This window comes from Sporosarcina sp. Marseille-Q4063 (assembly GCF_018309085.1).
Lineage (GTDB): Bacteria > Bacillota > Bacilli > Bacillales_A > Planococcaceae > Sporosarcina.
Genome location: NZ_CP070502.1, coordinates 333,320 through 359,180, shown reverse-complemented (window position 1 = coordinate 359,180; position 25,861 = coordinate 333,320). Strand labels below are relative to the sequence as shown.

Annotated in this window: 28 protein-coding genes; 14 read left to right on the top strand and 14 right to left on the bottom strand. The window is 39.8% G+C overall.

The window, feature by feature from the left end; all coding sequences use genetic code 11:
- Positions 1-61 precede the first annotated feature (61 nt).
- The 7 genes from mvk (at position 62) to JSQ81_RS01825 (ending at position 5,583) form a co-directional block, all read left to right on the top strand.
- Entirely contained in the window at positions 62-1,015 is a 954-nt protein-coding gene (gene mvk, locus JSQ81_RS01855) for a mevalonate kinase (RefSeq protein WP_212606051.1), read from the top strand.
- A gap of 36 nt (positions 1,016-1,051) precedes the next feature.
- Complete coding sequence (gene mvaD / locus JSQ81_RS01850) at positions 1,052-2,053, top strand: diphosphomevalonate decarboxylase (RefSeq protein ID WP_212606050.1); 1,002 nt, start codon at positions 1,052-1,054, stop codon at positions 2,051-2,053.
- Positions 2,053-3,141 (top strand): phosphomevalonate kinase, encoded by a 1,089-nt coding sequence (locus JSQ81_RS01845; RefSeq protein ID WP_249336604.1) that lies wholly within the window; start codon positions 2,053-2,055, stop codon positions 3,139-3,141. Before mvaD ends, JSQ81_RS01845 begins: the two co-directional genes overlap by 1 nt.
- Positions 3,142-3,178: 37 nt before the next feature.
- On the top strand, positions 3,179-4,213 hold the full coding sequence (gene fni, locus JSQ81_RS01840; RefSeq protein WP_212606049.1) for a type 2 isopentenyl-diphosphate Delta-isomerase: 1,035 nt from the start codon (positions 3,179-3,181) through the stop codon (positions 4,211-4,213).
- A 137-nt stretch (positions 4,214-4,350) separates the two neighbouring features.
- Positions 4,351-4,545 (top strand): hypothetical protein, encoded by a 195-nt coding sequence (locus JSQ81_RS01835; RefSeq protein WP_212606048.1) that lies wholly within the window; start codon positions 4,351-4,353, stop codon positions 4,543-4,545.
- Between the two features lie 157 nt (positions 4,546-4,702).
- Positions 4,703-5,122, top strand: coding sequence for a hypothetical protein (locus JSQ81_RS01830; protein WP_212606047.1), 420 nt, complete (start codon positions 4,703-4,705; stop codon positions 5,120-5,122).
- A 296-nt stretch (positions 5,123-5,418) separates the two neighbouring features.
- Positions 5,419-5,583, top strand: coding sequence for a hypothetical protein (locus JSQ81_RS01825; protein WP_212606046.1), 165 nt, complete (start codon positions 5,419-5,421; stop codon positions 5,581-5,583).
- 132 nt (positions 5,584-5,715) lie between these two features.
- Here JSQ81_RS01825 and JSQ81_RS01820 read toward each other — a convergent pair whose 3' ends face one another.
- Complete coding sequence (locus JSQ81_RS01820) at positions 5,716-6,054, bottom strand: DUF2500 domain-containing protein (protein WP_249336603.1); 339 nt, start codon at positions 6,052-6,054, stop codon at positions 5,716-5,718.
- A gap of 169 nt (positions 6,055-6,223) precedes the next feature.
- Between JSQ81_RS01820 and JSQ81_RS01815 the strand changes: the two genes are divergently transcribed.
- The 5 genes from JSQ81_RS01815 (at position 6,224) to JSQ81_RS01795 (ending at position 9,323) form a co-directional block, all read left to right on the top strand.
- Positions 6,224-6,445: a hypothetical protein gene (locus JSQ81_RS01815; protein WP_212606045.1), complete on the top strand. Its 222-nt coding sequence runs from the start codon at positions 6,224-6,226 to the stop codon at positions 6,443-6,445.
- Positions 6,446-7,120: 675 nt separating this feature from the next.
- The gene (locus JSQ81_RS01810) at positions 7,121-7,765 is read left to right on the top strand and encodes a hypothetical protein (RefSeq protein ID WP_212606044.1); all 645 of its coding nucleotides are present in this window, start codon (positions 7,121-7,123) and stop codon (positions 7,763-7,765) included.
- 89 nt (positions 7,766-7,854) lie between these two features.
- Positions 7,855-8,010 carry a DUF1540 domain-containing protein gene (locus JSQ81_RS01805; protein WP_212606043.1) on the top strand — a complete coding sequence of 52 codons (156 nt, stop codon included), beginning with the start codon at positions 7,855-7,857 and terminating at the stop codon, positions 8,008-8,010.
- A gap of 135 nt (positions 8,011-8,145) precedes the next feature.
- Positions 8,146-8,931 carry an LAGLIDADG family homing endonuclease gene (locus tag JSQ81_RS01800; protein ID WP_212606042.1) on the top strand — a complete coding sequence of 262 codons (786 nt, stop codon included), beginning with the start codon at positions 8,146-8,148 and terminating at the stop codon, positions 8,929-8,931.
- 17 nt (positions 8,932-8,948) lie between these two features.
- Positions 8,949-9,323, top strand: coding sequence for an rRNA methyltransferase (locus JSQ81_RS01795; RefSeq protein WP_212606041.1), 375 nt, complete (start codon positions 8,949-8,951; stop codon positions 9,321-9,323).
- 154 nt (positions 9,324-9,477) lie between these two features.
- Here JSQ81_RS01795 and JSQ81_RS01790 read toward each other — a convergent pair whose 3' ends face one another.
- From JSQ81_RS01790 to parE, 4 genes are all read right to left on the bottom strand, one after another.
- The gene (locus tag JSQ81_RS01790; RefSeq protein WP_212606040.1) at positions 9,478-9,909 is read right to left on the bottom strand and encodes a GNAT family N-acetyltransferase; all 432 of its coding nucleotides are present in this window, start codon (positions 9,907-9,909) and stop codon (positions 9,478-9,480) included.
- Between the two features lie 70 nt (positions 9,910-9,979).
- Positions 9,980-11,200: an MFS transporter gene (locus JSQ81_RS01785; RefSeq protein WP_212606039.1), complete on the bottom strand. Its 1,221-nt coding sequence runs from the start codon at positions 11,198-11,200 to the stop codon at positions 9,980-9,982.
- 113 nt (positions 11,201-11,313) lie between these two features.
- Positions 11,314-13,746 (bottom strand): DNA topoisomerase IV subunit A, encoded by a 2,433-nt coding sequence (parC, locus tag JSQ81_RS01780; protein ID WP_212606038.1) that lies wholly within the window; start codon positions 13,744-13,746, stop codon positions 11,314-11,316.
- The gene (gene parE / locus JSQ81_RS01775; RefSeq protein ID WP_212606037.1) at positions 13,743-15,716 is read right to left on the bottom strand and encodes a DNA topoisomerase IV subunit B; all 1,974 of its coding nucleotides are present in this window, start codon (positions 15,714-15,716) and stop codon (positions 13,743-13,745) included. Before parE ends, parC begins: the two co-directional genes overlap by 4 nt.
- Before the next feature lie 238 nt (positions 15,717-15,954).
- On the opposite strand from parE, the gene plsY reads away from it, so the two are divergent.
- Positions 15,955-16,557: a glycerol-3-phosphate 1-O-acyltransferase PlsY gene (gene plsY, locus JSQ81_RS01770; protein WP_212606036.1), complete on the top strand. Its 603-nt coding sequence runs from the start codon at positions 15,955-15,957 to the stop codon at positions 16,555-16,557.
- Positions 16,558-16,594: 37 nt separating this feature from the next.
- On the top strand, positions 16,595-16,888 hold the full coding sequence (locus JSQ81_RS01765) for a HesB/YadR/YfhF family protein (RefSeq protein WP_212606035.1): 294 nt from the start codon (positions 16,595-16,597) through the stop codon (positions 16,886-16,888).
- 12 nt (positions 16,889-16,900) lie between these two features.
- Here JSQ81_RS01765 and JSQ81_RS01760 read toward each other — a convergent pair whose 3' ends face one another.
- The 9 genes from JSQ81_RS01760 to JSQ81_RS01720 all read right to left on the bottom strand — a co-directional run bounded on the left by JSQ81_RS01760 (position 16,901) and on the right by JSQ81_RS01720 (position 25,760).
- Positions 16,901-18,388 (bottom strand): AMP-binding protein, encoded by a 1,488-nt coding sequence (locus JSQ81_RS01760; RefSeq protein ID WP_212606034.1) that lies wholly within the window; start codon positions 18,386-18,388, stop codon positions 16,901-16,903.
- A 20-nt stretch (positions 18,389-18,408) separates the two neighbouring features.
- Positions 18,409-19,149 carry a 3-oxoacyl-ACP reductase FabG gene (gene fabG, locus JSQ81_RS01755; RefSeq protein WP_212606033.1) on the bottom strand — a complete coding sequence of 247 codons (741 nt, stop codon included), beginning with the start codon at positions 19,147-19,149 and terminating at the stop codon, positions 18,409-18,411.
- Between the two features lie 11 nt (positions 19,150-19,160).
- Positions 19,161-20,045 carry an intracellular short-chain-length polyhydroxyalkanoate depolymerase gene (locus tag JSQ81_RS01750; protein ID WP_212606032.1) on the bottom strand — a complete coding sequence of 295 codons (885 nt, stop codon included), beginning with the start codon at positions 20,043-20,045 and terminating at the stop codon, positions 19,161-19,163.
- Positions 20,046-20,060: 15 nt separating this feature from the next.
- The gene (locus JSQ81_RS01745) at positions 20,061-21,071 is read right to left on the bottom strand and encodes a 3-oxoacyl-ACP synthase (protein WP_212606031.1); all 1,011 of its coding nucleotides are present in this window, start codon (positions 21,069-21,071) and stop codon (positions 20,061-20,063) included.
- On the bottom strand, positions 21,071-22,066 hold the full coding sequence (locus tag JSQ81_RS01740; protein ID WP_212606030.1) for a branched-chain amino acid ABC transporter permease: 996 nt from the start codon (positions 22,064-22,066) through the stop codon (positions 21,071-21,073). Before JSQ81_RS01740 ends, JSQ81_RS01745 begins: the two co-directional genes overlap by 1 nt.
- Before the next feature lie 4 nt (positions 22,067-22,070).
- Complete coding sequence (locus JSQ81_RS01735) at positions 22,071-22,931, bottom strand: branched-chain amino acid ABC transporter permease (RefSeq protein WP_212606029.1); 861 nt, start codon at positions 22,929-22,931, stop codon at positions 22,071-22,073.
- Between the two features lie 13 nt (positions 22,932-22,944).
- Entirely contained in the window at positions 22,945-23,652 is a 708-nt protein-coding gene (locus JSQ81_RS01730; protein WP_212606028.1) for an ABC transporter ATP-binding protein, read from the bottom strand.
- The gene (locus tag JSQ81_RS01725; protein ID WP_212606027.1) at positions 23,630-24,403 is read right to left on the bottom strand and encodes an ABC transporter ATP-binding protein; all 774 of its coding nucleotides are present in this window, start codon (positions 24,401-24,403) and stop codon (positions 23,630-23,632) included. Before JSQ81_RS01725 ends, JSQ81_RS01730 begins: the two co-directional genes overlap by 23 nt.
- A 121-nt stretch (positions 24,404-24,524) precedes the next feature.
- Positions 24,525-25,760 (bottom strand): substrate-binding domain-containing protein, encoded by a 1,236-nt coding sequence (locus JSQ81_RS01720; RefSeq protein ID WP_212606026.1) that lies wholly within the window; start codon positions 25,758-25,760, stop codon positions 24,525-24,527.
- Positions 25,761-25,861 lie beyond the last annotated feature (101 nt).

Sequence of the window (25,861 nt, the reverse complement as noted above, 5' to 3'; positions counted from 1 at the left end):
TGACGTATGTTTCATACGAGTGCGATGTGAATTTATCTAATTTAGAAAGTGAGGTTACTGTATGGTTGCCATACCTCGTAAAACTGCAGTAGGCACTGCACATAGTAAGTTAATATTGATAGGCGAGCATGCGGTTGTCTATGGTAAGCCAGCGATTGCACTCCCGTTTCCAGCGATTGAAGCACGAGCTACAATCGAAGAAATTAATAATAATAAAACAATTTCATTTGAATCTCCATATTATAGTGGACCTTACGAAGAAATACCTGGAAGTATGGAAGGAATTGCAGTTTGTATTAATGAAACCATGAAATGCTTAATGCAAAAACCAGAAGGACTTAGAATTTGTTTAGAATCAACAATACCTTTGGGACGTGGTTTAGGTTCAAGTGCTGCGATTGCAATTTCTATCGTGAGGGGCTTGTTTCTTTACTTTGGACAAGTACTGAACGACGAGAAACTCAAGGAACTTGTCCATATCGCCGAAACCTTTGCACACGGAAATCCAAGCGGGATTGATGCGGCGGCGTCTTCAAATGACCATCCAATTTGGTTTCAACGAGGAAGTTCTATCGCATCCTTAGAAATAGGTGGTCCATTTTATCTCGTAGTTGCGGATTCGGGCCGAATTGGCAATACGCGCGGAGCAGTCGAAAGCATCAAAGAAATGTATAATCTTGATGCAGTCAAAACCGAACAATCCCTTAATGCACTTGAAGCTAATACATTTAAAGCTAAAAGCGCACTGATTGCTGGCGAGATTGACTTGCTAGGGAATACCCTGGATGCTGCGCAACGAGAGCTCACTCTATTAGGCGTGAGCGATTCCGGTATCGATCGATTAGTCTCTGCCGCAAAGGAAAAAGGTGCGCTCGGAGCTAAGTTAACAGGTGGGGGTCGGGGCGGGTGCATACTCGCACTTGCAAAAAACCACCAACATGCAAAAGAACTTGAAGAAGCATTACTTACAGCCGGAGCCTTTCAAACTTGGAGTTTCGAGGTAGGCAAAAATTGATAGTAAAATGAATGTATTTATGAAAGGAATGTAAAATTGGAAGCAACAGCTAAAGCTCATACGAATATTGCTTTAATTAAATATTGGGGAAAACGTAATGAAGAATTATTTTTACCGATGAACAGCAACCTTTCCATCACATTGGACCAGTTTTACACAATAACTTCCGTTCAGTTTTGCGAATGTCTAACAGCAGATAAGTTTTACTTAAATGATACATTGGCAACTGAAGATGAAACTAAAAAAATTAGTGAATTTTTAGACCTGATACGAAATCTATCAGGCGTGAAAAAATATGCGGTTGTAGATTCTACAAACAAAGTGCCTACTGCTGCTGGTTTCGCTTCCTCGGCGTCCGGTTTTGCAGCATTAGCCGCGGCGGCGACAAAAGCATTGGGCATGGATATCGATGAACCAACGCTTTCCACAATCGCACGGCGTGGTTCGGGTTCTGCATGTCGATCAATATACGGCGGCTATGTAGAATGGAAAAAAGGGCAGCTACCTGACGGGACAGACTCTCATGCCGAGCAGATTTTACCTGAAGAGAAATGGGATTTAAGTATTTTATCCGTCCTTTTAGAACCGAAACAGAAAAAAATCTTAAGCCGTGAAGGCATGAAACGATCTGTCGAAACATCGCCTTTTTATCAAGGTTGGTTAGACACTGTAGATGAAGATTTGGAAGTCGCAAAACAAGCCATCAACCAGCGCAACTTCGAAATGCTTGGGGATGTCCTCGAAAGAAATGCCATGAAAATGCACGCGACAACATTAGGGGCAAATCCGCCTTTCATGTACTGGCAAAGCGCAACTTTCGATGTAATGGAAAAGGTCCAAGAATTGAGGGAGTCGGGTATTCATGCGTACTTCACAATTGACGCCGGTCCGAATGTTAAGGTTCTTTGCCAGCCTAAAGATGAAGAGTATGTCCGAGAAGCGTTAATGTCCGTGACTTCTGTACAAGATGTGTTTACTTGCCATCCAGGTCCTGGAATTTCCTATTTGCCTCAGACAAAAAGAAAGACGTGTTGTTGATGATGCAGACCACCACACATCATATTAAAGTGCCAGGAAAACTGATGATTGCCGGGGAGTATTCCGTGCTGGAACCCGACAGGCGAGCAATAGTCGTTGCTGTCAATCGATATATGAATGCAGAAATAAAAGAAAACGATCGAAATCTTCTTTCACTACCGCAATTGGGCTTAAATAATGTTACATGGGATTTCGATGAAGTGGAAGTGAATTTCAGCAGCTCAGATTCGAAGTTGACCTTTATTCGAAATGCAATTAGCACATTCAATTCTTTTATAGTAGAAAAATCGATTCATCCTCGACCATTTTCCTTACTGATTACTAGCGAGCTGGACGATTCATCCGGAAAAAAATACGGTTTAGGCTCGAGTGCCGCAGTAGTTGTCACGACCATTACATCTTTGTTCAAATTTTACGAATTAAAACCGACAGCTGAATTGATCTATAAACTTTCAGCTATCGCCCATTTCAAAACTCAAGGAAATGGTTCCTGCGCGGATATTGCCGCATCTACATACGGCGGCTGGATTCAATACGCCGCTTTTACATCCACATGGCTTTTGGATGAACTACGAAAAGAAACACCGTTACTGAAAATTGTTGAGCAGAGATGGCCAAGTCTTTTAATTGAAAACATAAGCCCGCCAAAAGATCTAATTCTCTGCGTCGGATGGACAGGGAATATCGCTGCCACGGCTCCGATGGTTACCAAGATCAAGCATTTACGCGACAGTCGACCGAGCGAATATGTAAACTTTATTGAGCAAAGTGAAAAAGCAGTAAGCAGTCTAATTAACAGTTTCAAGAAAAATGACAGCGTCTTGGCGATTTCAAGTCTTAAACTAAATCGGGAAGCGATTAAACGATTAAGTGATTCGGCAGAGGTTAATATAGAAACGCCCAAACTCAAAACGTTAATTCAACTGGCCGATAAGTATGGCAGTGGTAAAACATCAGGTGCGGGCGGCGGCGATTGTGGAATCGCCTTTGTTCAGAAAGAAAAAGATGCAGAGTATTTGTATAACGAATGGAAATCAGAAGATATATTGCCTTTGCGATTAAACGTATCTAAATACGGTGCATTATGATTCGTTGTCTACATAAAGAATGAGGGGGTACGATTAAATGACTGGTCCTATTGATAAAAGGAAATCAGAACATATTCAAATTGCATTAGAAGAAAAAGTGACAGGACATTCAATTTCAACCGGATTTGAACTCGTCAGTTTTCTTCATAATGCTTTACCCGAAATAGATTTTGAGGAAATATCAATTCATACAAAGTTTTTGGAACATGAATGCAAAACGCCATTTCTAATAAGTTCAATGACTGGCGGCGCTGAATTTGCGGAAACGATCAATCGGAACTTAGCAGAAGCCGCTGAGGAAAGAGGTTGGGCGTTAGCATTAGGATCTACACGCGCTTTAATCGAAAGCGAAAAATTCCGGTCTTCTTTCCAAGTAAGAAAGTATGCACCGAGTATCCCGATTATCGCAAATCTAGGCGCAGTGCAATTCAATTATGGCTTTGGAACGGATGAATGCAGGCGTATTATCGAAATGACAGAGTCAGATGCGCTTGTTCTGCACTTAAATAGCATTCAAGAAGTCATTCAGCCTGAAGGCAATACAAATTTCAAGAATTTATTGCTGAAAATCGAACAACTTTGCGCTGAAGTTGGCGTTCCCGTCGGCGTGAAAGAAGTCGGTTGGGGAATTGACGGCGCTACGGCTAAAAAGTTATGTGATGTAGGCATTTCTTTTATTGATGTTGCAGGCGCAGGTGGTACTTCATGGAGTCAAGTCGAGAAATTCCGCTCGTCGATTCCAGTGAAACGAAAAGCTGCTGATGCTTTCAGCGAGTGGGGAATACCGACCGTCGATTGCATTACATCAGTAAGAGATCATATCGAAAACCAACCTGTTATTGCAAGCGGCGGCATAAAGACCGGCGTCGAAGCAGCTAAAGCCATTGCATTGGGAAGCGACCTGGTCGGTGTCGGGCGTTCGATTTTGAAAGAAGCCACTGAATCCCTGGAAGATGTAATGGAAGTCATGGAAACAAGAGAATTAGAACTCCGGATGGCGATGTTCGGTATTGGGGCAGCAACACTTAAAGAACTACAAGACACGGATCGTTTGAGAGTAGAATCCAGATAAAAAAAGTAGTGCAGACTAAAGTTTAGTTTGTGCTACTTTTTTGTTTTGTCATAATACGAGGCACATTTTATTTCAATCAAGAATAGTATGCGAATAGGGTCATTTATCCCGTATATTAACCCGAGGGGAATGAAAAAATGATACGAATCATTCTGGCAGCAATAGTAGCTGGCGTTGGATTCGGAATCACAGTCGCAATTGTCACCGGTAATTTAACAACAGAAGGCATGGCTATGGGATTGACTTCAATCGGACTGATGAGTGCTTTTTCTGGAATTGCCTATTTATATAGTAGAAAACATGAAACAAGCACCGACCATTCATGGGATTAATAGATAAAAGTCTCTAAGAGGCCCTTCAAGCTTACTTTCAGGCTTTTTTATTTTTTGGAAATAAAACCGGACTAGTCATAATGATGCGCGAGACAGACATAAACTAATTAACTTGGATTAGATTTTGCAAAAAAATGATAGAAGGGATGTTCATAAAGTGCACTCAAAACTATTTTTAGCTTTTGGGAGTCTAATTGGCGCATTTATCTTGGTTTATGGGACTGCGGTAATGAATCGGATGGTAGTAGGAGATTATTATATGAACGAGGGACTGGTGGACGTAAATTATGCATATTTATCGTTACTTTGTGCAGTTCCCTTTGTACTTGGATGTTTAGTGAAATTGAATATCACGCCGAAAAATCGCTTCACTTTCATTATTGTAGCAGGATTATTATTTGCAGTACTTTTTACGACTGTCCATTGGGCTTTTGTTTATTATGGCGTAGAGATGGCGGCGGGTGTATTATTTAGAACATTACTTGTACTGCCGATTAGCGCACTTTTGGTAGTTTTCGCAGTTTTTGTAGGGTTTAATATGGAAGGTGATTTTGGAAAGGAATCGGAGGTTATTTAATAACGAACGAAAAAAATAACCCATCCTTGAGTTAAGGGCTCAATTAGGATGGATTATTTTTATCCCTAATGCAGGAACCTTTGATGGGCACCTGATTTTACACAACTGGTCATTCGATGCACAAACACCGAGCGACCTTTTTTATATTCTATTCATTCTATGTTTTTATTATACGTTTGAATGCCTTTGTTGACAACTACTGCACCAAAAGATAAAAAAATATATTATTTTCATCAATCTTTTCTCATGTTAATCATTTACTAAAGAGAAGAGAGAACGTTCACGGGGGGATAGGCATGGGGAAAAGTAACAGAGGAAAAGCATTGGAAAAGTTGCCATCAAAAGGTAGAGGCGAGTGTCCGATCTGTTTCCGTAAAAGAATAAAATTATTGTATGAGTATGAAATGGAAAACGACGGCATGGTTAAAGTATGTAAAAATTGTAGGCAGAAATCGCATTAAAATGGTCGCGTCGAAGAAATAATCCACCAAGGAAGAATTGAACTGCATCCCTTCTTGGTGGATTATTTGATCATTTGTGATGCCTCGAATTAATCCTAGATATTGATCATAATATACTGTCACGTTCAAATCCTAGATAGCGTGTGCCTTGGAAAGTGAGCATCCCAATATCTGCTCCGCCAACATTCCAAATTGTGAACCGTTTAAAGAAAACTCCGACCGATCTCCACTTTCAAATTGAAACGTTACATAATAAGACGTTGTTGTCATCGAATGCATATGATCAGTCGAGTGATGAGCACCTCCAGATGTACTTGTTCTTTTCGTGACAACTTTAGCGGGAACAGTCAGTTTCGGGGAATTATTATTTGAACTCCATTCGGTGGCCCCTTTAATGATGATAAAGACTATAACAATAAAAATACCAATCATAAACATTGTATCTACAAAAGACCCAGGTTCAAAAAACATAAGCGAAGCCTCCAATCGTATTAACTACTAACAAATATACGTTTATGATAACCTATGGTTTCATTTTCGGATGACAGACTTGAACAATTGCTAATCAGTGCTATGCTTGTGATAATTTAGCTTTATTTGGGTATAGTGATTAAAATACCGGAGAAGGGGATGGACTGCTATGGATAATCATAAATTAATTTTCTACATCCACATTTTGGGCATATGCTTTCCAATTACCTTGACCTATGTCTTTTTTGTCGATATTTTCACTGGACAAGAGATACGCCCGGTTACTATCATGATAATGGCTTTCGGCTATGCCGTTATGATCAAAATAAATCCTGTTTTTCATTTCTTATGGGATAAATGGAAAAATGATTTGATGCGGAAAAATAAATAGTGGGAGAAGAACTATATTTTCCGATGAGATAAAGGGAAGATTTGGAACGTATGTATGCTATAATCAAAGGGTAATAGAATAGGTTTTCAAGGGTGGTCAGCATTCCTGTTTCTTATTCCTGTCTTGGTACGATTTTTAAGACGGAAGGGGGTGCTGCTAGTGACTAAATCATGATTAGCTTTTCTACGTTAATCGTTGGTGTGATTGCTTTAGCGTTTAAAATGTCACAAAAGAAATAATCCACCCTTGAGTTTTGCCGCTCAGGAGAAGAATTGAACTCCATTCTTCCTTGGTGGATTATTTCATCGGGCAATGCTGACCCCTTATAGGGAACCAACTATTACGCTAGCCGTTTCGATGTTGACGCATCGAAGCGGTCTTTTTTATTCTATTCATTTAATACTTTTATTATACGGCTGAATTCCTTCTATGACAACTGTTTTATCTTATTGGAAATCTAGATGAAGCATTGAATCGTTTGTTGTAATTGGTATAATTGCTTTAATACATTGATAAGGTGATTCATAGGTATTGTTTAGATAATATTAAATCGACTGAGAAACAAGCCTGTTGCAGTCTATATCTATATAGTCAAATTACAAAATAACATTTTTGAATAAAAGTACAAACTTTTACAAATGGGAGTTATCCATTATAAGAGAGGTGAAAGCGGATTTGCAATTTATAGTGGCACATCAATGGGAAATTTTTATTACGATTGAAATTCTGTCGGTAATTTCACTTCTTATTTTTGGATTTTTACGTTATGTATTAAATAAACAGAGGTTAAGTTTATTAGCTATTATTTCGTTTCTTGTGTTGCTTTTAATCGAAGCGTTGCTAGGCATACTGATTTATCAAGAAACAAAAGAGATTTCTACATTTCAAATTATTATTGTCCTTTTTGTTGTTTATGCGTGCACATTTGGAATTTTTGATTTCTTGAAATTGGATCGTTGGATGCGTAAAACAGTAGGGAAGTGGCGGCGCGTTGAACTTTTAACAGATAAAGACTATGCCATTTTACAGCGTCAAAAAGATCCGAAATATGTTGCGAAAAAGTATCGTTTAACGTCGACGATTCATTTATTTGTATTTTTGGTCGGACAATCAATTTTATGGTTTTATGGAACAGGAAGTTTCAATGAGATGTTAAATTTTCTAACTGACTTATCGTGGATTGAAGCAGGAACAGCTGAACAATCGCCTTATGCGAATGAAGTTGCATATTCAATGGGGATGATATGGACTTTAGTTTTTGTTGTTGATCTTATATATTCCTGGTCGTTCACCATTTTTCCAGGGAAACAGAAGAAATAAATGTTGATTATTTATTGTTTACCGGGTTCCAGATAGCATGTATTGATCCGCACCTTCAGGCTCATTATAACTGCAAGGAGGTGGAGCACATGGCACAAGAAATTTTATGTGAAGTAAATAACTGTAAATATTGGAGCAACGGGAACAGATGTAGTGCAAAATCTATTTATGTTGTCAGCCAAAAGGGAAAAACAGCAAAAAGCAGTGAAGAAACTGACTGTAAAACATTTGTGCCGAGAGACTAGATAAGTTAAGGAAAGAACCCGAAGAGAAGCTTTTAGAGCATCTCTTTGGGTTCTTTTTCTTTCGCCGTATTCTTGCAATTAAAAACATTTGTTCGTATAATAGATATAAGGCGATTTATTGAGGAGGGGAAAGGTTTGGCGAGAAATCCAGGCATGGATGATGAAATGATTATCCAAATGTACAAAAGCGGCATGTCGTTCAAAAAAATGGCTCCAGTTATTGGTATTTCTGATCGTGCTATACGGAACGTTATGTATAAACATGGAATTCAAATGAATAGAGAACGATATTCAGGACAACCCCGAAAAAATAAAGTTAATGAGAACTTTTTTAAAACATGGTCGCATGAAATGGCTTGGGTGTTAGGTTTATTTGTCACAGATGGTTGTGTTAATAAAAAAATACACAGTATTTCTTTTTCTCAAAAAGATGAACGAATCCTACGATTAATCGCAACGTACATGGATGCAGATTATATTTTAGCCCCCGGAAGACCAACAAGAACTACTGCAACACTACTTATTAATTCGAAAATTATTAAAGAAGATCTTGCAGCATTGGGAATTGTCGCCAATAAATCATTATCTGTGCCTTTTCCAAATGTTCCTGAGGAGTTTTTATCGTCATTTGTAAGGGGAGTTATTGATGGGGATGGTTGGGTACAGAAAACTGGATACGTTATGAATGTAACCAGTAGCAGCCAAGCATTTGCTGATATACTTTTATCTGTATTTCAATCATGGAATTTACGAACTGAAATCTCAATAACCACAACTAAGAAAGGAACACCCGTTTACCGTATATGGGTTAAAGGAAAGTACGAACTACCAAAGCTAGCAAAAATAATATACGCCAATGCATCAACGGATAATTTTATATATCGTAAAAGAGAGCGAATGTCCCAAAGAATTGATAACTAATTAGGAGTGCATAACTAATGTGGAAATTGGTAAATGGCAGGTTAATTCAAACAACGGATGAATCAAGAGTTAAATTCAGAACTAATATTAGTGAATCAGTTTTGAATGAATTACAAACTATGGCTAAAGAAAATAAAACCCACGTCAATTATTTAATTGAAAGTGGCTTGAAGAATGTTTTGGAACAAGATCAAATTATATTCAATAAAGAAACCAGACCCAATGATCGCATTCAATATAAAACCACTTATGACAAGGAATTATTGGAAGGGCTCAGAGAGTTTGCAAAAGAGCATAACTTATTTATGAATGATATAATCGAGTATAGTGTGCAGTTTATTGATATTGATCAAGTTAAGAACAATAATTATAGGTATAGAATAGAAGTGTAACACCACTTTTATTCTAACTCATACAACGCCCCGGCCATAATATATATTATCGGTAGCTACGTATCATTAATAAGTATACTCATGATAGTGAGATAAAACCGAAAAAAGTGCTTATTTTGTAGTTTAAATAGCACTTTAATATAAGTTCAATAAATCAACTGAATTTCATTACAAATCCTGTACTTTTAGCAGAAAACCCATTGTCTAAGTAAAACTTGTGTGCAGTTTCTCGTTCTTTTCGATTCCCACTGTTTAAAACAATAGTGTTTCCGTCCAAATTACTAATGATCTCCTTAGCTTTGTCAATTAATTTTTTGCCTATGCCATTATTTCTGTACGCCTTATTTACAACTAGACAGACAATTCTTCCATAACAACCACTAAATTCATATGCAAGACCTATGTGTAAACCCAACAACCCTACAACTTCGTTTTCTATTTCCGCAACAATTGTATGATAATGCGGATTGCTAGATAACTTTGATAATCTATTCTTCATCTCACATACAGTTGTCTCATAACCCAATTCAGCTATTAGAGCCGTTATATCAGCTAGATCCGTTTCATTTCCTGTTCGAATTAACATCATTCTTTCCTCCTATTTATAGTTTATACACGGGAGAACATCAAAAATGTTAGAAAAAAACCGCAAAAAGTTAAACACTTTCTGCGGCAACTGGTTCTGGTTCTTCTAACACGATATTTCTTCTTTTCATTTGAACAAAAAATAATGCTGTCAAGCTTAGGCTGATCACACCGAATACAACAACCATCAATTGTAGTCCCATAATATCAAGAAATGCGCCCGCTGTTAACAATACAACCTGGAACATAACTCGTTCTAACATATTCCGAAACGAGAAAAATCGACCATGATACTCTTTTGGCATTTGTTTTTGGAAAATAACCATTGCTGTCGGAAAAAAACAACCTAGAGCGAAACCTAAAACTCCGAAGGCTGCTAATGTAATAAATGTACTTTCAACAAAGAAAAGCATAAATTCCGCTACGGCGACCATTGTTGCAAAGAAAAACAAAATCATAGTCGTTCGCCATTTTGTTGAAATATATTTCACAGCTAAAGCTCCGGCCATAAATGCAATTCCTTCAACTGTATAAACAAGACCTTTAATAGAGACTGAATCTTGAATTTCACTAATATTTATAACGAGTAAATTGAAAGATCCAATGAACAGTAATGGAATAAGCGTCATTATTAAAGTCATACCCACCGCTGGATAGGCTTTTAATACAGGAAAAACTTCCATGAATCCACCTGAATTCCCCGCAGTTTTTACTTTCGCTTCCCTTCCCTCTTCCTCATCGATGCGCAGCATCATCGTAAATAATAATAGTGCGCCGTATGCGATCATTGAAATCCAATACAATGATATTAGAGACCAATAGACAAGCATTATACCCGCAAGTGCAGTGCCAATAATTCGTGAAATGGTTGCCACATTCATATGCAATCCGTTCATTGATAATAAATTTTCATCTTTTACGACGAGCGGAATTGTCGCTTGCAACGCGGGAAAATAAAACGTGGCTGATAGTTGGATGCTGACCATGAATGCAACCATCCACCAGATCGATCCAGTACCGATTGCGACGAGCATGAAAATTACGCTTAACATCCTGCCAAGTCCTGAAATAAGAAGTACTGTTTTTTTCTTGGATTGATCAATAACTTTCCCGGCAAGCGGCCCTGCAACTAGCCCAGCTAGAAGGCCGACAGACATGATTAACGCTTTCATAAAATCAGATGGTACTTTTTCTTGCATAAACTCGAGATTCCCAATAATTCCGGTCCATAACCCTAACCCAGCTATCATTTCCCCACTTAGTATTATCCAAACATTTCGATTTCTCCACATACTTCTATCCCCGTTCTCTTTATGGTCGCATAACATTATATTTCGTCTTCCGAATTATTATACGACAGAAAAAATAAATAGTCACGGGAATTTTTTCCCGCGACTATAAATCTTTACTCTAATTCAGCTTTGGGATCTTTATAAATATGGGTGACCCGACCATCTTTTTTCTCATCTGCAATGAAACTTCCATTTGAATACCGATCCACTAGTCTTAATGATCCTGCGAGAATTGGTATTTTATGATCTTTATCAGTTGCTAATACAATGATTTCATCATTAGTAGCCATTTCAACGCCAATGACTTCATGCGGATTCGATTGCAACACTCTCAATACAACCACACCGCGTTGCGCTCTTTTAGCCGTTTCGAATTCTCTTAAATTCATTCGTTTTGCTGCACCACGTTGAGTTGCAAGAACAAGTGAGGCGTTTTCCTCCTCACGAACGGCTACCAGTGAAACAAGTTGATCGTCATCTCTTAAATTGATTCCTCTGACGCCAGCAGTTCTCACACCAGTGACGGATAATTCAGCGAGCGGAAAACGCAGTGCAAATGCCTGCTTTGTGAATAAAATGACATCTTCATCGCCTTTTACAAGCCTGGCATCGACCATTTCGTCACCTTTCCGAACACCCATCGCTCTGAATGTTCGATTATATCGTCTCACTTCAAAACTGGCAACGCTTGATTGTTTGATCATACCATTTTTAGATACTGTAATAATATTTGCTTCTTCTTCAAAATTCTCTAACCCAATCACGGCGATTATCGTTTCGTTTTGTTCAAGTGGAATGATACTTGAAATATGTTGACCTAAATCCCGCCACCTTATATCGGGTAGTTCATGCACCGGTTGATATAGGTAGTTTCCGAATGATGTAAACAACAACAAATGATGCTGTGTATTCATTGGAGACTCAAATAACATATAATCCGATTCCTTCATATCATGGCCGGTTCCGTTCGATGCGCTATAGGAACGAACGCTGGTCCGCTTGATATAGCCATCTTTTGTCACTGATACGTGTACCTCTTCGCTAGGAATCAGAATATCGATATCGACTTTGATTTCTTCAATTTTTTCTTCAATATCGGATCTTCGCGGTTCAGCAAATTGTTTTCGAATTGCTGAAAGTTCTTTTTTAATAACACTTGAAAGCTTTTTATCGCTTTTTAAGATTGCATCCAATTTGTCAATTAACTTTCGAAGTTCTGCATCTTCTCTTTGCAACTCAGTAATATCTGTATTCGTTAATCGGTAAAGTTGTAACGAAACAATTGCCTCTGCTTGCACTTCTGAAAAATCGAATTTCGCAATAATATTATTCTTAGCATCTCGTTTATCTTTAGATTCACGAATTGTTTTAATAACTTCATCAAGGACCGATAATGCTTTCATAAGCCCTTCAACAATATGGAGTCGATCCTTTGCTTTTTGAATATCGAATTGCGATCTACGCGTCACAACTTCTTTCTGGTGGTCAATATACGCATCAAGAAGCATCGGAAGAGACATTAATGTTGGTCTGCGTCCCGAAATTGCAATCATATTAAAGTTATAAGTGACTTGTAAATCAGTGTTTTTAAGTAAGTATTGTAAAATTCCATTACTATCAGTATCTTTTTTCAATTCGATTACGATACGCAGACCAGTACGATCGGATTCATCACGTACATCCGCAATTCCATCGAGTTTACGATCGATTCGAAGCTCATCCATACGTTTTACCATATTCGCTTTATTGACATCGTATGGAATTTCCGTGACAACGATTTGCGATTTCCCGCCTCTTAATTGTTCAATCGAAGTTTTTGCACGAATGACGAAGCGACCTTTTCCAGTTTTATAGGCCGTTTTAATGCCATCCGTTCCCTGGATAATTCCACCTGTCGGGAAATCTGGCCCTTTAATGACAGTCATCAACTCTTCTACAGTAACTTCAGGATTTTCTAGTCGTAAAAGAACCGCATCAAGCACTTCATGAAGTGCATGCGGTGGAATATCTGTCGCATAACCAGCCGAAATACCCGTTGATCCGTTCACCAATAAATTTGGGAATCGTGCTGGAAGAACTGTTGGTTCCGGTTCAGTATCATCAAAGTTCGGAATGAAATCAACCGTATTCTTACCGATATCGCGTAGCATTTCACCGGCAATTCCTGAAAGACGGGCTTCTGTATAACGCATAGCTGCTGCAGAGTCGCCGTCGATCGAACCATTGTTACCGTGCATTTCAATCATCATATGGCGCAGTTTCCAGTCTTGACTCATTCGAACCATCGCCTCATAGACCGACGAATCGCCGTGCGGATGATAGTTACCGATTACGTTACCTACTGTTTTTGCGGCTTTTCTAAATGCTTTTTCATGTGTATTCCCTTCATGAAACATTGCATATAAAATTCTGCGTTGTACAGGTTTTAAACCGTCACGCGCATCCGGAAGTGCACGGTCTTGAATGATGTACTTACTGTATCTACCGAATCGATCACCAACAACTTCTTCAAGTGGAAGGTCTTGAAATCGTTCTACATTTGTCATTCATAGTCCTCCTCAACATGAATAAATTCATTGTCTAAAATATTATGGTCTTCAAGTTGTCCGAAATCGACATTTTCTTCAATCCAAAGTCGTCTAGGTTCAACCTTGTCTCCCATAAGTGTCGTAATACGACGTTCAACCTTGGCACCATCCTCAATCGTTACACGGATAAGTGTCCGGGTTTCAGGATTCATAGTCGTTTCCCATAATTGGTCCGCGTTCATTTCCCCTAGACCTTTATAACGTTGTAACATGTAGTTCTTGCCAATTTTGCTAATAGCTTCATCAAGATCCGCTTCAGTCCAAGCATATTCCACTTTTTCGTTTTTACCTACACCCTTAAACACCTTGAATAAAGGAGGTAGTGCTATAAATACTTTACCCGCTTCAATAAGCGGTTTCATATAGCGATAGAAAAACGTAAGGAGCAGTACTTGAATATGAGCTCCGTCAGTATCGGCATCCGTCATAATTACGATTTTGTCGTAAGCTGCATCTTCAATTTGGAAATCAGCGCCTACCCCGCCGCCAATGGCATGAATGATCATGTTAATCTCTTCATTTTTCATGATGTCTTCTAATTTCGCTTTTTCAGTATTAATAACTTTACCTCTAAGCGGCAAAATTGCCTGGAATACACGATCCCGTCCTTGCTTTGCGGAACCTCCGGCAGAATCACCTTCGACAAGATACAATTCGTTCCTAGCAGCATTTCTGGACTGTGCCGGGGTTAATTTACCGGAAAGCAACGTATCGGATCTTCTTCGCTTTTTACCCGAACGTGCATCTTCACGCGCTTTTCTTGCCGCATCGCGGGCTTGTTGAGAACGAATTGCTTTTCTAATAAGCGTTGCGCTCAAATCGGCATTTTCCTCTAAGAAATAGAGTAGCTTTTGTGCAACGACTGATTCAGTGACAGATCTTGCTTCGCTCGTCCCAAGCTTTCCTTTTGTTTGTCCTTCAAATTGAAGAATTTCTTCTGGAATTCGAACCGAAATAATTGCAGAGATTCCTTCACGTACATCGGCGCCTTCTAAATTCTTATCTTTCTCTTTTAATAACCCTGTCCGTCTTGCATAATCATTAAAAACGCGCGTTAATGCCGTTCTGGCACCTGTTTCATGCGTACCGCCGTCTTTAGTTCGGACGTTATTGACGAATGAAAGAATAGTTTCAGAGTAACCATCGCTAAATTGGAAAGCAAACTCTACTTCGATACCTTCCGAAGCACCGTCTAAATAGGCTACTTCATGAAGTACATCTTTTTCTTCGTTTAAATATTGAACAAAAGCTTCTATACCCGATTCATAATGAAATACTTCATGCTTGTCCGTATTTTCATCTTTCAATTCGATTTTTAATCCTTTTAATAAAAACGCGGATTCCCGAAGTCGTTCACTTATTGTTTCATAATGATATTTTAAAGTAGAAAAAATGCTTGGATCTGGCTTGAAGTGAATAAGTGTTCCCTTTTCACGTGTTGTTCCTATTTTTTCTAAAGTAGTTGCCGGTTTTCCGCCATTTTCAAATCGTTGACGAAATTTATGGCCGTCACGAAATATTGTCACTTCTAGCCATTCTGATAGAGCGTTTACAACCGCAGCGCCGACACCATGTAGCCCGCCGCTCGTTTTGTAACCGCCTTGTCCGAACTTACCGCCCGAGTGTAAAATCGTTAAAATAACTTCGGTTGTCGGCTTTCCTGTTTGGTGTATTCCTGTTGGCATACCGCGTCCGTAGTCGCGAACACTGATGCTGCCATCGCTATGGATGGTTACATCGATTTCGGACCCGAAACCGCCGAGTGCTTCGTCCACCGCGTTATCTACAATTTCGTAGACAAGGTGATGCAACCCTCGTGTATCGGTAGAACCTATATACATACCAGGGCGTTTCCGTACAGCGTCTAACCCTTCAAGTACATGTATCGAATCATCATCATATTTATAAATATCTTGTTGTTTCGTCAAATTCCCGCCTCCATCAAACGACTGTTCTTATATATATAATCGTACCGCTTCCTAAAAAGGTTGTCAAACCAACGTTTATTGAAGCTCGCTCAATTAATTGTATAGAAAAAAGCTTTTAAATGCAATGAAGTGAAAAAATAATTACCTTAATCTTAGATTATTAGACCGTTGTAGCATGCGGGTAGTTCTGGTAAACTTAGACCATATGGAACAACACCAAATGGTAGAGGGGTATATCATGGAACTTATTTTAATTTTATTGTTCGCCTATATTATCGGCTCAATCCCTTCCGCTTTGTGGGTAGGGAAATTATTTTACAAAATCGACATTCGTGAACATGGGAGTGGAAATCTAGGCGGAACGAATACATTCCGCGTTTTGGGAAAAAAAGCGGGTCTTGCTGTTACGATTCTAGATATTCTAAAAGGAACAGCAGCAACACTTCTTCCCTTACTTCCATTTTTCATAGAAACAACTGTCCACCCACTCATTCTGGGGGTCATAGCTGTCATCGGGCATATGTATCCGCTTTTCGCTAACTTCAAAGGCGGGAAGGCAGTAGCTACTTCAGGTGGTGTAATACTGGCATACAACTGGCCATTCTTCTTTATTGCGCTAGCCGCCTTCTTCGTCGTTTTGAAACTAACTAAAATGGTGTCCTTAACTTCAATGATAGTAGTTGTGATTGCATTAATCTATACGGTTATTTACTACTTCTGGACTGGTGATTTGTATTTAATGATTTTGATTTTCTTCTTCGGAATCTTTATTTTCTACCGACATCGTACAAATATCTCTAGAATCAAAGCAGGGACCGAGCCAAAAGTAAAGTGGATATAATACAATGGAGTTAGTTACTCGAAAGTAGGTGCCTGATTTGAAAATAGTTGTATCTGATGAAGCCGTCAACTGGTTCAAAGAAGAAATGGAAGCAGTCTCTGGTGATTCAATTCGCTTTTTCGCAAGATATGGTGGTGCGAGCCCACTTCATGAAGGTTTCTCATTAGGTGTTACAAAAGAAGAACCTGATGAAGTTGCTGTTGAAAAAGAAATTGACGGTATCCGCTACTATATTGAATACCGGGACAAGTGGTACTTCATTGAACACGACTTGCATGTAGATTTGGATTCGAAAGTAAATGAACTCGTTTACACATATGAAAAAGCGTGATCGTCAATCGATTCACGCTTTTTTCATAATATAATGCAGAAGTGCATTTTTATCAATTTTTCCAATATGCGTTTTAGGCATTTCAGGCAAGACAATGATTTCTTTCGGGATTTTAAAGCTTCCGAGAAACTTCTTGCAATGGGCAATCACTTTGTCGTGATTGAATGCATACCCTTCCGCTTCCGTAACAAATGCGATAATGGATTCGCCCCATTTTTCATCCTTTTTTGCAACAACAGCGGCTTCCTTGATCTCTCCGAAATTTGTTAAGCACTGTTCAATCTCCTGCGGATAAATATTTTCACCGCCACTAATAATAATGTCTTTTTTCCTTCCTACGATATAATGGTCCCCATCTTCATCGTACCTAGCCAAATCCCCTGTTCGCAGCCATCCGTCGTGGAAAGCACTCACTGTATCTTGCGGTTTATTCCAGTAAGAACTGAAGACATGCGGCCCTTTTATATACAGTTCACCTACTTCATTGACATCGCATTGACTGCCGCTTGGATTTACTACTTTAACTGAATTAAAGAACATCGGTTTTCCGACCGAACCTATTTTCCGACGAGCCACTTCCGGCCGAATAAAAAAGTTGTTTGGTCCAGCTTCAGTCAATCCGTAGCCTTCTTTAAACTTGTGTCCCTTTGCGTAAAATTTGGTGTATATCGTTTCTGGACATGGCGCGCCGCCGGAGAGGAACACTTTCATCGATGAAAAAGATGTTTGATTAAAATACGGCATATTGATCATCGATTGGTACATCGTCGGCACAAAAAGTGAAATCGTTGCCGCATAATGATCGGTCGCTCTCATCGCTTCTTCCGCGTCAAACCGATTTCCAATTACGACTTGCCCCCCTGCCATAAGAATCGGAATGCTTAACGCGTTAATGCCTCCTGTATGAAAAAGAGGCATATAATTAATCGTTGTATCTTCTTCAGTTAAGCCCCAGCTAATAATCGTATTCATTGCATTGGAATTGACGGCATATGTAGATAGGACGACCCCTTTTGGTTTACCCGTTGTCCCCCCCGTGTAAATCATCATCCATGGGTTTGAAGGTTCCTGCTGCCCGATATCCACTGTTTCACTAATTTCATTCATATTGTCAATCGAATGGATAGATTTCATCTGCTTGAAATCTATTTCCTGAATCAATGATTGGTAGATGTCGTCAAACAACAGAACAGCAGGCGAGCAATCATTTAAGAGAGAAACAATTTCAAATTTACTAAGGCGCCAATTCAGCGGTACATAAATAAGCCCTTTAAATTTACAAGCAAATAAAATCGCAAACAATTCGGGTTGATTTGGTGCAAGTACGGCGATACGTTCACCTTTTTTATACCCATTATCAGTAAATGTAGATGTCCAACGAAGAATACGATTTTTCAACATGGTATATGTCCACGAAACGTTTGTATGAACATCGACAAGTGCAGTCCTATTCGGAGAAAGTGTAACTCTTTTTAGTATCCAAGCAGGTTCATTGAACATTTAGCAACACTCCTCTTCAGTTACATCATTATTCCACCGTCGACATGTAAGACATGCCCGTGTACGTAATCAGACTCTTCGCTTGCAAGAAATAAATAAGCATTAGCGATATCGCGAGGTTTTCCAAGTCGTTGTAATGAAACGGCGGCTTTCATTTGATCTATTACTTTTCGTGGCATTTTCTCGACCATTGCTGTTGCGGTAAAACCAGGTGCCACAGCATTTACATTGATGCCTTTTCGTCCAAATTCTTTTGCCCATGTTTTCGTCATTCCGACAACTGCAGCTTTTGTAGCGGCATAATTCGTTTGACCAAAGTTGCCGTAGACGCCACTTACCGATGATGTATTAATAATTTTCCCGGTTCCGTTTTCGAGCATGTATGGAACAACCGTTTGTGTGCAGTTGAAAACGCCTGTCAAATTTACATTGAGTACGTCTTGGAACTGTTCGGGTTTCATTTTGAGCAGTGTTGCATCCTGGGTAATCCCAGCGTTATTTATTAATACATCAATTTTTCCGAACTTCTTTACCGTTTCTTCGACTAAATTCGAAACGCTCTGTCGATCTACAACATCCACTTGAAGAAAAGTTACATCCAATTCTTTCGATTTCAATAACGCTTCCTGCTCTTTTCCAGCGGCTTCATCAAAATCTGCCATAATAACGCTAGCACCTTCTTCTGCAAATCGTTCACATGCAGCAAGACCAATTCCGTTTGCGCCGCCCGTAATTATGGCGACTTTGTTTTCCAACCTCAAAATACATCCTCCTATTCAAGAAAGTTTTCAATGAGCTCTTTTAGTTTTGGTAAATCGTCGACCAAAGGTGAATGTCCAGTGTTTACTAACGGGATATACGTTGCATTGTTTCCAAGATCTTCTTCGATTTCCTTTGTCATCTGCTCAGTAACAACGTAATCTCTGTCACCTCTTAAAATCAGTATTGGGACCCTGAGATTTTTTGCTTGATTGGTTCCTTCGGATAAGCCGTTATTTTTACCGCTAATATTAAACGTGTTGAGTGAATGGTATACATCTGCCAAGTTCCTTTGAGTGAGCATATCATCAATATATTCTTCATATTTTTCATCGCCAGGTTTATTATGTGTGTATATTAATGCATTCCACACAGCCTTTAAGCCTTCACGGTTTCTAGTATCGTATAATCCTTGTATCGCCAATGTTTTTCCCGTATCTTGTTCGACATCCTCGATTGTGCGAAGACGCGCTTCCAAGTCTGGCGTACCGTCTGCTTTTGTTCCGAAAAATGGATAGCCCCGTGTCGAAGCGGAAGCGAGAAGGATAAGTTTTTGACAATACCCAGGATAATCCACTTCGAATTGCATGCACACCGCACCGCCCGTCGACCAACCAATTAAGTAGAAATCACGTAACCCAAGTACATCCACAAAACCTTTCAGATCATCCGAAAAGTCCTTAATTTGCGTGATGCGTTCGTTATATGACGATTCTCCAAACCCGCGAAGGTCAAGTGCGTACACCGTATACTTAGAATCGAGTGCATCCATGAGCACATCCCAATGTTTTGATGATGTCATATTTCCATGAACTAGAATAATCGCTTGTTTCCCACCTGGTCTTTTTCGATAAGCAATCGCTTCATTGTTGTTTAGTATTACTTTTGGCAATGTCATATCAACTCATCCTCCTTATGATTTCCCCCATTTAACAGTAATCGCTCCCCACGCATACCCGATTCCAGCACTTACGAGAACCGCAACATCGCCGTCGATTAGCTTTCCAGTTTTCTCAGCGAGTTCAAGCGAGAGTATTTGATCTATTTGTCCGATATGCCCATATTCATGCAAGTAAATCGATTTTTCCATGGGAATCCCAAGTTCATTTAATACATAATCATGCGCGGATTTTTTCATATGCAAAATAGCAAGGTAATCGATTTGCTCTTCTTTATAACCACTCTTTTCTACCGAAGACCGAACGACACTTAAAAAATTGTTCATTGATTTCTGTTCTAATCTCGCTTTCATCCCAATTGGATCGGGGACATCAAGCCGTTGCAACCTATTTTGCAGATGTTCTATAGTGAGTGGTTGTTTTGTTCCTCCAACAGGGACGATGACATCTTCGGAAAATGAGCCATCGGTTATTATTTTCGATTCTAAAATGATATTTTCCATGTGGTCTCGTTGCAAAATCATCGCAGCGCCACCTGCACCTAAATTAAACATGAATCGTGTCCGTTCGTTCGTATAGTCGATGAAATCTCCATTTCTGTAACCGCCCGCCAACAAGACAGTATTAATTGATTCGTCGGATTGCATCATGCTTTTTGCTACTTTCATCGCCGTGATTGTTGTTCCGCATCTTTGGGCAATGTCAAAGCCCCATGCGTGGTAGGCACCGATTTCTTCCTGGATTTTTATGGCTGCCGTCCATAATGGATACTCTTTATGCTCTTCACCAATATAGATGATCAAATCAATCTTCTTTGGATCTACATTCCCTTTCCCCAGTGCAGTTTGTGCAGCCCATATCGCCATCGCAACGGTATGATCGTTTTCCCCGGGAATCGGTTTTTGTGTAATGCCCATTTTTTCAACAACGACATCGACAGGGACTCCCGATTGGTTTGCAATTTCCTCTGCGGTCATCTTTGTTTCAGGTATATATACACCCGTACTGACAATTCCGATTCCCATTACAAACCCTCCTTTTTGGCGTTTTCCTTTGTTGTTTTAGTTCTTCTTTTCCATAACTTTTCACGTAACGTTCCGACGACCCCTTTCGGGAAAAAGATAACTGCTAATATAAAGGTAATTCCGAAAAAAATAATCCAACGTTCGAAAATCGGGTATTCCTTGGCAAGTCCCGATAAGTAATGTTGACTTAACTCAATAATTCCTGCACCAAGTATCGGTCCAATAAGCGTTCCCACCCCGCCGATGATGGTCATTAAAAGGGCGTCAAGCGTTATATCGAGCGACAACACGCTTGTATTTACAAAGCGCAGGGATACGGCATACAGTGAACCCGCTAGACTCGCGACGACCCCGGCAACGACGGATGCAATCACCTTGTAGTGGAGCGTATTGAATCCAAGAGATAATGTTCGTTGTTCGTTTTCTCTCACAGCAACCAGTATTCTTCCAAACGGCGAGTTGACGAATCTCCTCAGGAAAAAATAAACTAGGACAAGACAGAATAATGCCGCACAGTAAAACATAATTCGATCCTTAAAAAATTCGGGCGCTTTAAAAGTAAAGCCGTCATTACCGTGCGTCACCGTACGCCATTTCTCCGCTAGTACCAAAAATAAACCGGAAACAGCTAAGGTGAACATTGCAAAAAAGTGTGTTTTTAATCGCAGAGTCAATAAGCCGATAAAAAAGCTGATAGTGCCTGCAATTACCATTCCGGCCCCGATTGATAACAGGAAAACGCCCATGGTAGGTTCAATATTTTTCAGCATGACAGCTGTCGTATACGCACCCATTCCGAAAAACATCGCATGCCCGAACGAAACAATGCCTGTATAGCCAAGTAAAATATCATAACTCATCCCAAGAATTGAAAAGATGAAGATTTGTGTTAATAGAATTGTCCATGTCCTTGAATCGGATATGAATGGAAATATTGCAAGAGCAACTACAATGATTCCGAGTAATACATTGTTCCACTGAAAAGTTCTTTTCATGTCTTCACTCCTTTGCTGTGAAAAGACCTTGCGGGCGGAAGATTAATACGATTGCCATGAGAATCATATTGACCGCAAGTGATAGAACAGGTACGTAGTACGCCATATAACTGCCCGTCAACCCGACGAGAATTGCTGCAAATAATGAGCCTGGAAAGCTTCCCATGCCGCCTATTACAACGACAATGAAAGCTAAAATGGCAAACTCCATGCCCATTTCCGCGTATATCACGCCTGAATAGAGGGCAAATAGGACACCGCCTAGGGCCGCAAGTGCGGATCCTGTCATAAAAACAAGAAGGAAAACACGGTTAATATTTATGCCAAGTGCTTGAACCATATCTTTATTCAATACGCCCGCACGTACAATGAGTCCGATTTTTGTTCGTTTCAAAATGTATTGGAAAATACCAAAGATAAGAAAGCCGATGATGATAATAAAAAAACGATATTTAATAACCAGTACATCACCAAACTCCCAACTTCCCGCCAAATAGGTTGGCACTTTCGCAGCAATCTGATTTGGTCCCCAGACAACTTTTAACATTTCACTTAGAACAAGCATGAAGCCTAGTGTGATTAAAATCTGTTGAACGTGATTTCCATACACAGGGCGGATAATTAACTTTTCTGTAATGAAGCCTAGAACAGCACCAGTGAGGATTGCGCCTAAAATACCAATGATAAAACTTCCTGAAAGTCCGTAAAACCAAATTCCCGAAAATGCACCCCAGGCGAATAAGCCGCCGTGGGCAAAGTTCAATACGCTCATCAGTCCGAATATAAGCGTTAGTCCCGATGCTAGAAGAAAAATGAGCATGCCCGTTGCTAAACCGTTTATTGTCAGGTTAATGATTAGTTCCATCGCGCAGCCCCCCTTAGCCGATTCCTAAGTACTTGCGTTTCAATTCCTCGTTATCAATGAGATCCTTCATTTTTCCGGCATGAACTGTTTCACCGTCGTCAATGAGTGTGTATGTATCTCCAATTCGACTCGCCATAAAAAAGTTTTGCTCGACAAGAACAATCGTCGTGCTTTTTTTCATTTCAGTTATGGCTTCCATGACTGTTTCAATAACTATAGGTGCGAGTCCTTTCGAGGGTTCATCGATGAGTATGAGCTTACTGTCATTGACAAAGGCTCTTGCCATCGCAAGCATTTGCTTTTGGCCTCCTGAAAGGTACCCGGCATCCTTTTTCCAAAATGTTTGTAAATCAGGAAAAAGCTCCAGAACATAATCTTGCCGTTTAAATGCCTCATCATTTTCTTTTCTCATTGCGACTTTCATATTTTCCTCAACAGTCAATGTTCCAAATACGCCTTGATCCTCTGGAACATAGCCAATTCCTAAATTTGCGATTTCGAAGGTTGCTTTTCGTGTAATGTTTTGTTCATTAAAAGTGACTGATCCTTTCGAGGCGGGTGTTAATCCTATAATCGTTTTGAGTGTAGTTGTTTTTCCTGCCCCGTTACGCCCAAGTAAAACGCTAACTTCACCAATACGTGCCTCAAAGGAAATGCCTTGTAAAATATGATATTGCCCGATATGCGTATGAGCATCGTCAACTTTCAGCAAGGTTTTCATCATGCAAGCCTCCTAAGTAAGCGTTTTGGACCGTTTCATTATCCATAATCTCCTTTGGACTTCCGTCTGCTAATAACTTACCGTTAAATAACACCATGATAGAGTCCGATAAATCGAGAATCAAATCCATTTTGTGTTCGATTAATAAAATCGTCTTATTTCCCGTGTTTTTAATTTGACGAATGACGTCCAGAATGGCAGGTACTTCCTCCAGTGACATCCCAGCTGTTGGTTCATCGAGAAGAAGTACCTCTGTGTCCAATGCTAACAACATCGCGATTTCCAACTTTCTCTTTTCTCCATGAGAAAGTTGACTTGCCAGAACAAATTCTTTACCAGTCAACAGCACAAGATCCAATAACTCTTCTGCTTCTTCCGTCAATTTTGTATAGTTGATGAAATGGCGTAACATCTGATATCTGATTTTCTCTTTTGATTGAACGGCAAGGCGTACGTTTTCCAAGACAGTCAGGTTCGGAAAGACATTTGTAATTTGAAATGAACGACCTAATCCTTTTCGGGTTCTTGAAACAGCAGAAGAATTACCTAGTGCCTCCCCTTTGAAAAAAACCTCGCCTTCCGTTGGTTTTAATTCCCCGCTGATTAAATTAAAGAATGTCGTTTTCCCCGCCCCGTTCGGTCCGATGATAGATTTGAAGTGTTTTTCAGGCATTTCAAAATTTACTCGATTGACAGCTGTATGGCCGCCGAAACGAATTGTTAGATTTTCGGTTTTTAAAATGGGTTCCATTTAATTCCCTCCTTGGCATGTTTCCCTCTCCAGCTGATAAATAAGTTTTATCATCCTGCTGATAAATGCGGTTTATCAGCTGGAGAGGGACCAGTCCGTTTTCTCGGACTGACCCGTATTTTTATTTGTTCATAATCGGCGGTTCTGTTTCGGACGGTGACAATTCGCGGATAAGTACCGGAACTGGATAATCAACACCGTCTTGTTTTTCAAGCTTAATAGAGTAAAGCGTCTGAAGCGCTTGGTGATCTTCTTCCCGGAAGGTCATGGTCCCTTTAGGCGTTTCGAACGACATGCCTTCCATGATTTCAATCATTTTATTGCCGTCAGCATCTCCTTCAGAATTTTTCAAGGCTTCCACAATTGCGATGGCAGCTGTCATGCCTCCGGGCGTAAATAGGTCTGGAACATCGCCGTTATAACGTTCTTTATGTTCTTTAACTAGCCAATCATTGATTTCATTATCCGGAAGCGTATGATAGTAAACAGAAAACCCTTCCATTCCGACAAGTGGTTCCATTATTGAAAGTGCTGGAATATCTGGTGCTCCGGTTGAAATTTTAATGCCCTTTTCTTGCATTTTTAAATCAGAAATTTGATTCCAAGGTGAGTTTGCACCTGCCCAGACGACAAATAGATAGTCGGGTTTTTCTTCGATGATTTTTTGTAAGTTCGAAGTGAAATCGGTAGCTGCTGGATCTGCAAATTCTTCGAGCACGACTTCTGCTCCAAGATCTTCTGCCGCCTTTTTAAATGCAGCTACCCCGTCCCAACCAAAGGAGTAATCGGGTGCAAATGTCGCGATTTTCACGCCTGGTTTTGCAATCGCTGCTGCGCCTGCAACGGCATCTTGGGAAGAGTTACGTCCTGTTCTGAAAATGAACGGATTAAACTCGGAACCTGTTATACTATCAGCAACTGCCGGTTCAACAATCATAATTTTCTCGTATTCTTCTGCTAGCGGAAGAACTGCAAGTGTATCGCCTGAACTTGAAGATCCGACGAGGAAGTCGACTTCATCATCTTCAAGTAATTTCGTCGCTTTTTGTACCGCGACAACTGGATCTGTTTCTGTGTCTTCAAAGACGATTTCAATTTTTTTACCGGCAACTTCATTTGTGCCGTCCGTTGCATATTCCACTCCTAATTCAAAGCCTTGTTTTGTTTGTTTTCCATACGATTCTAAAGCCCCTGTAAGTGAAGCGAGCACGCCGATTTTGATAGTGCCGGCTTCTTCAGTCTTGTCACCGGGTTTCTCGTCCTTTTCATCTGATTCTTTTCCAGAATCTTCGCTGCATGCCGTACTGATTATCAATACAAGAGCCAATAAAGCTATCAACCACGATTTCTTTTTCATAAATAAACCCCTCTCTCTTCTATTCTATTGCGAACGCTTTCTTACTAACTATTATTTTATAGAATAGGAGTTACAAATGAGTTGCAAAAAAGGAAGCAGTA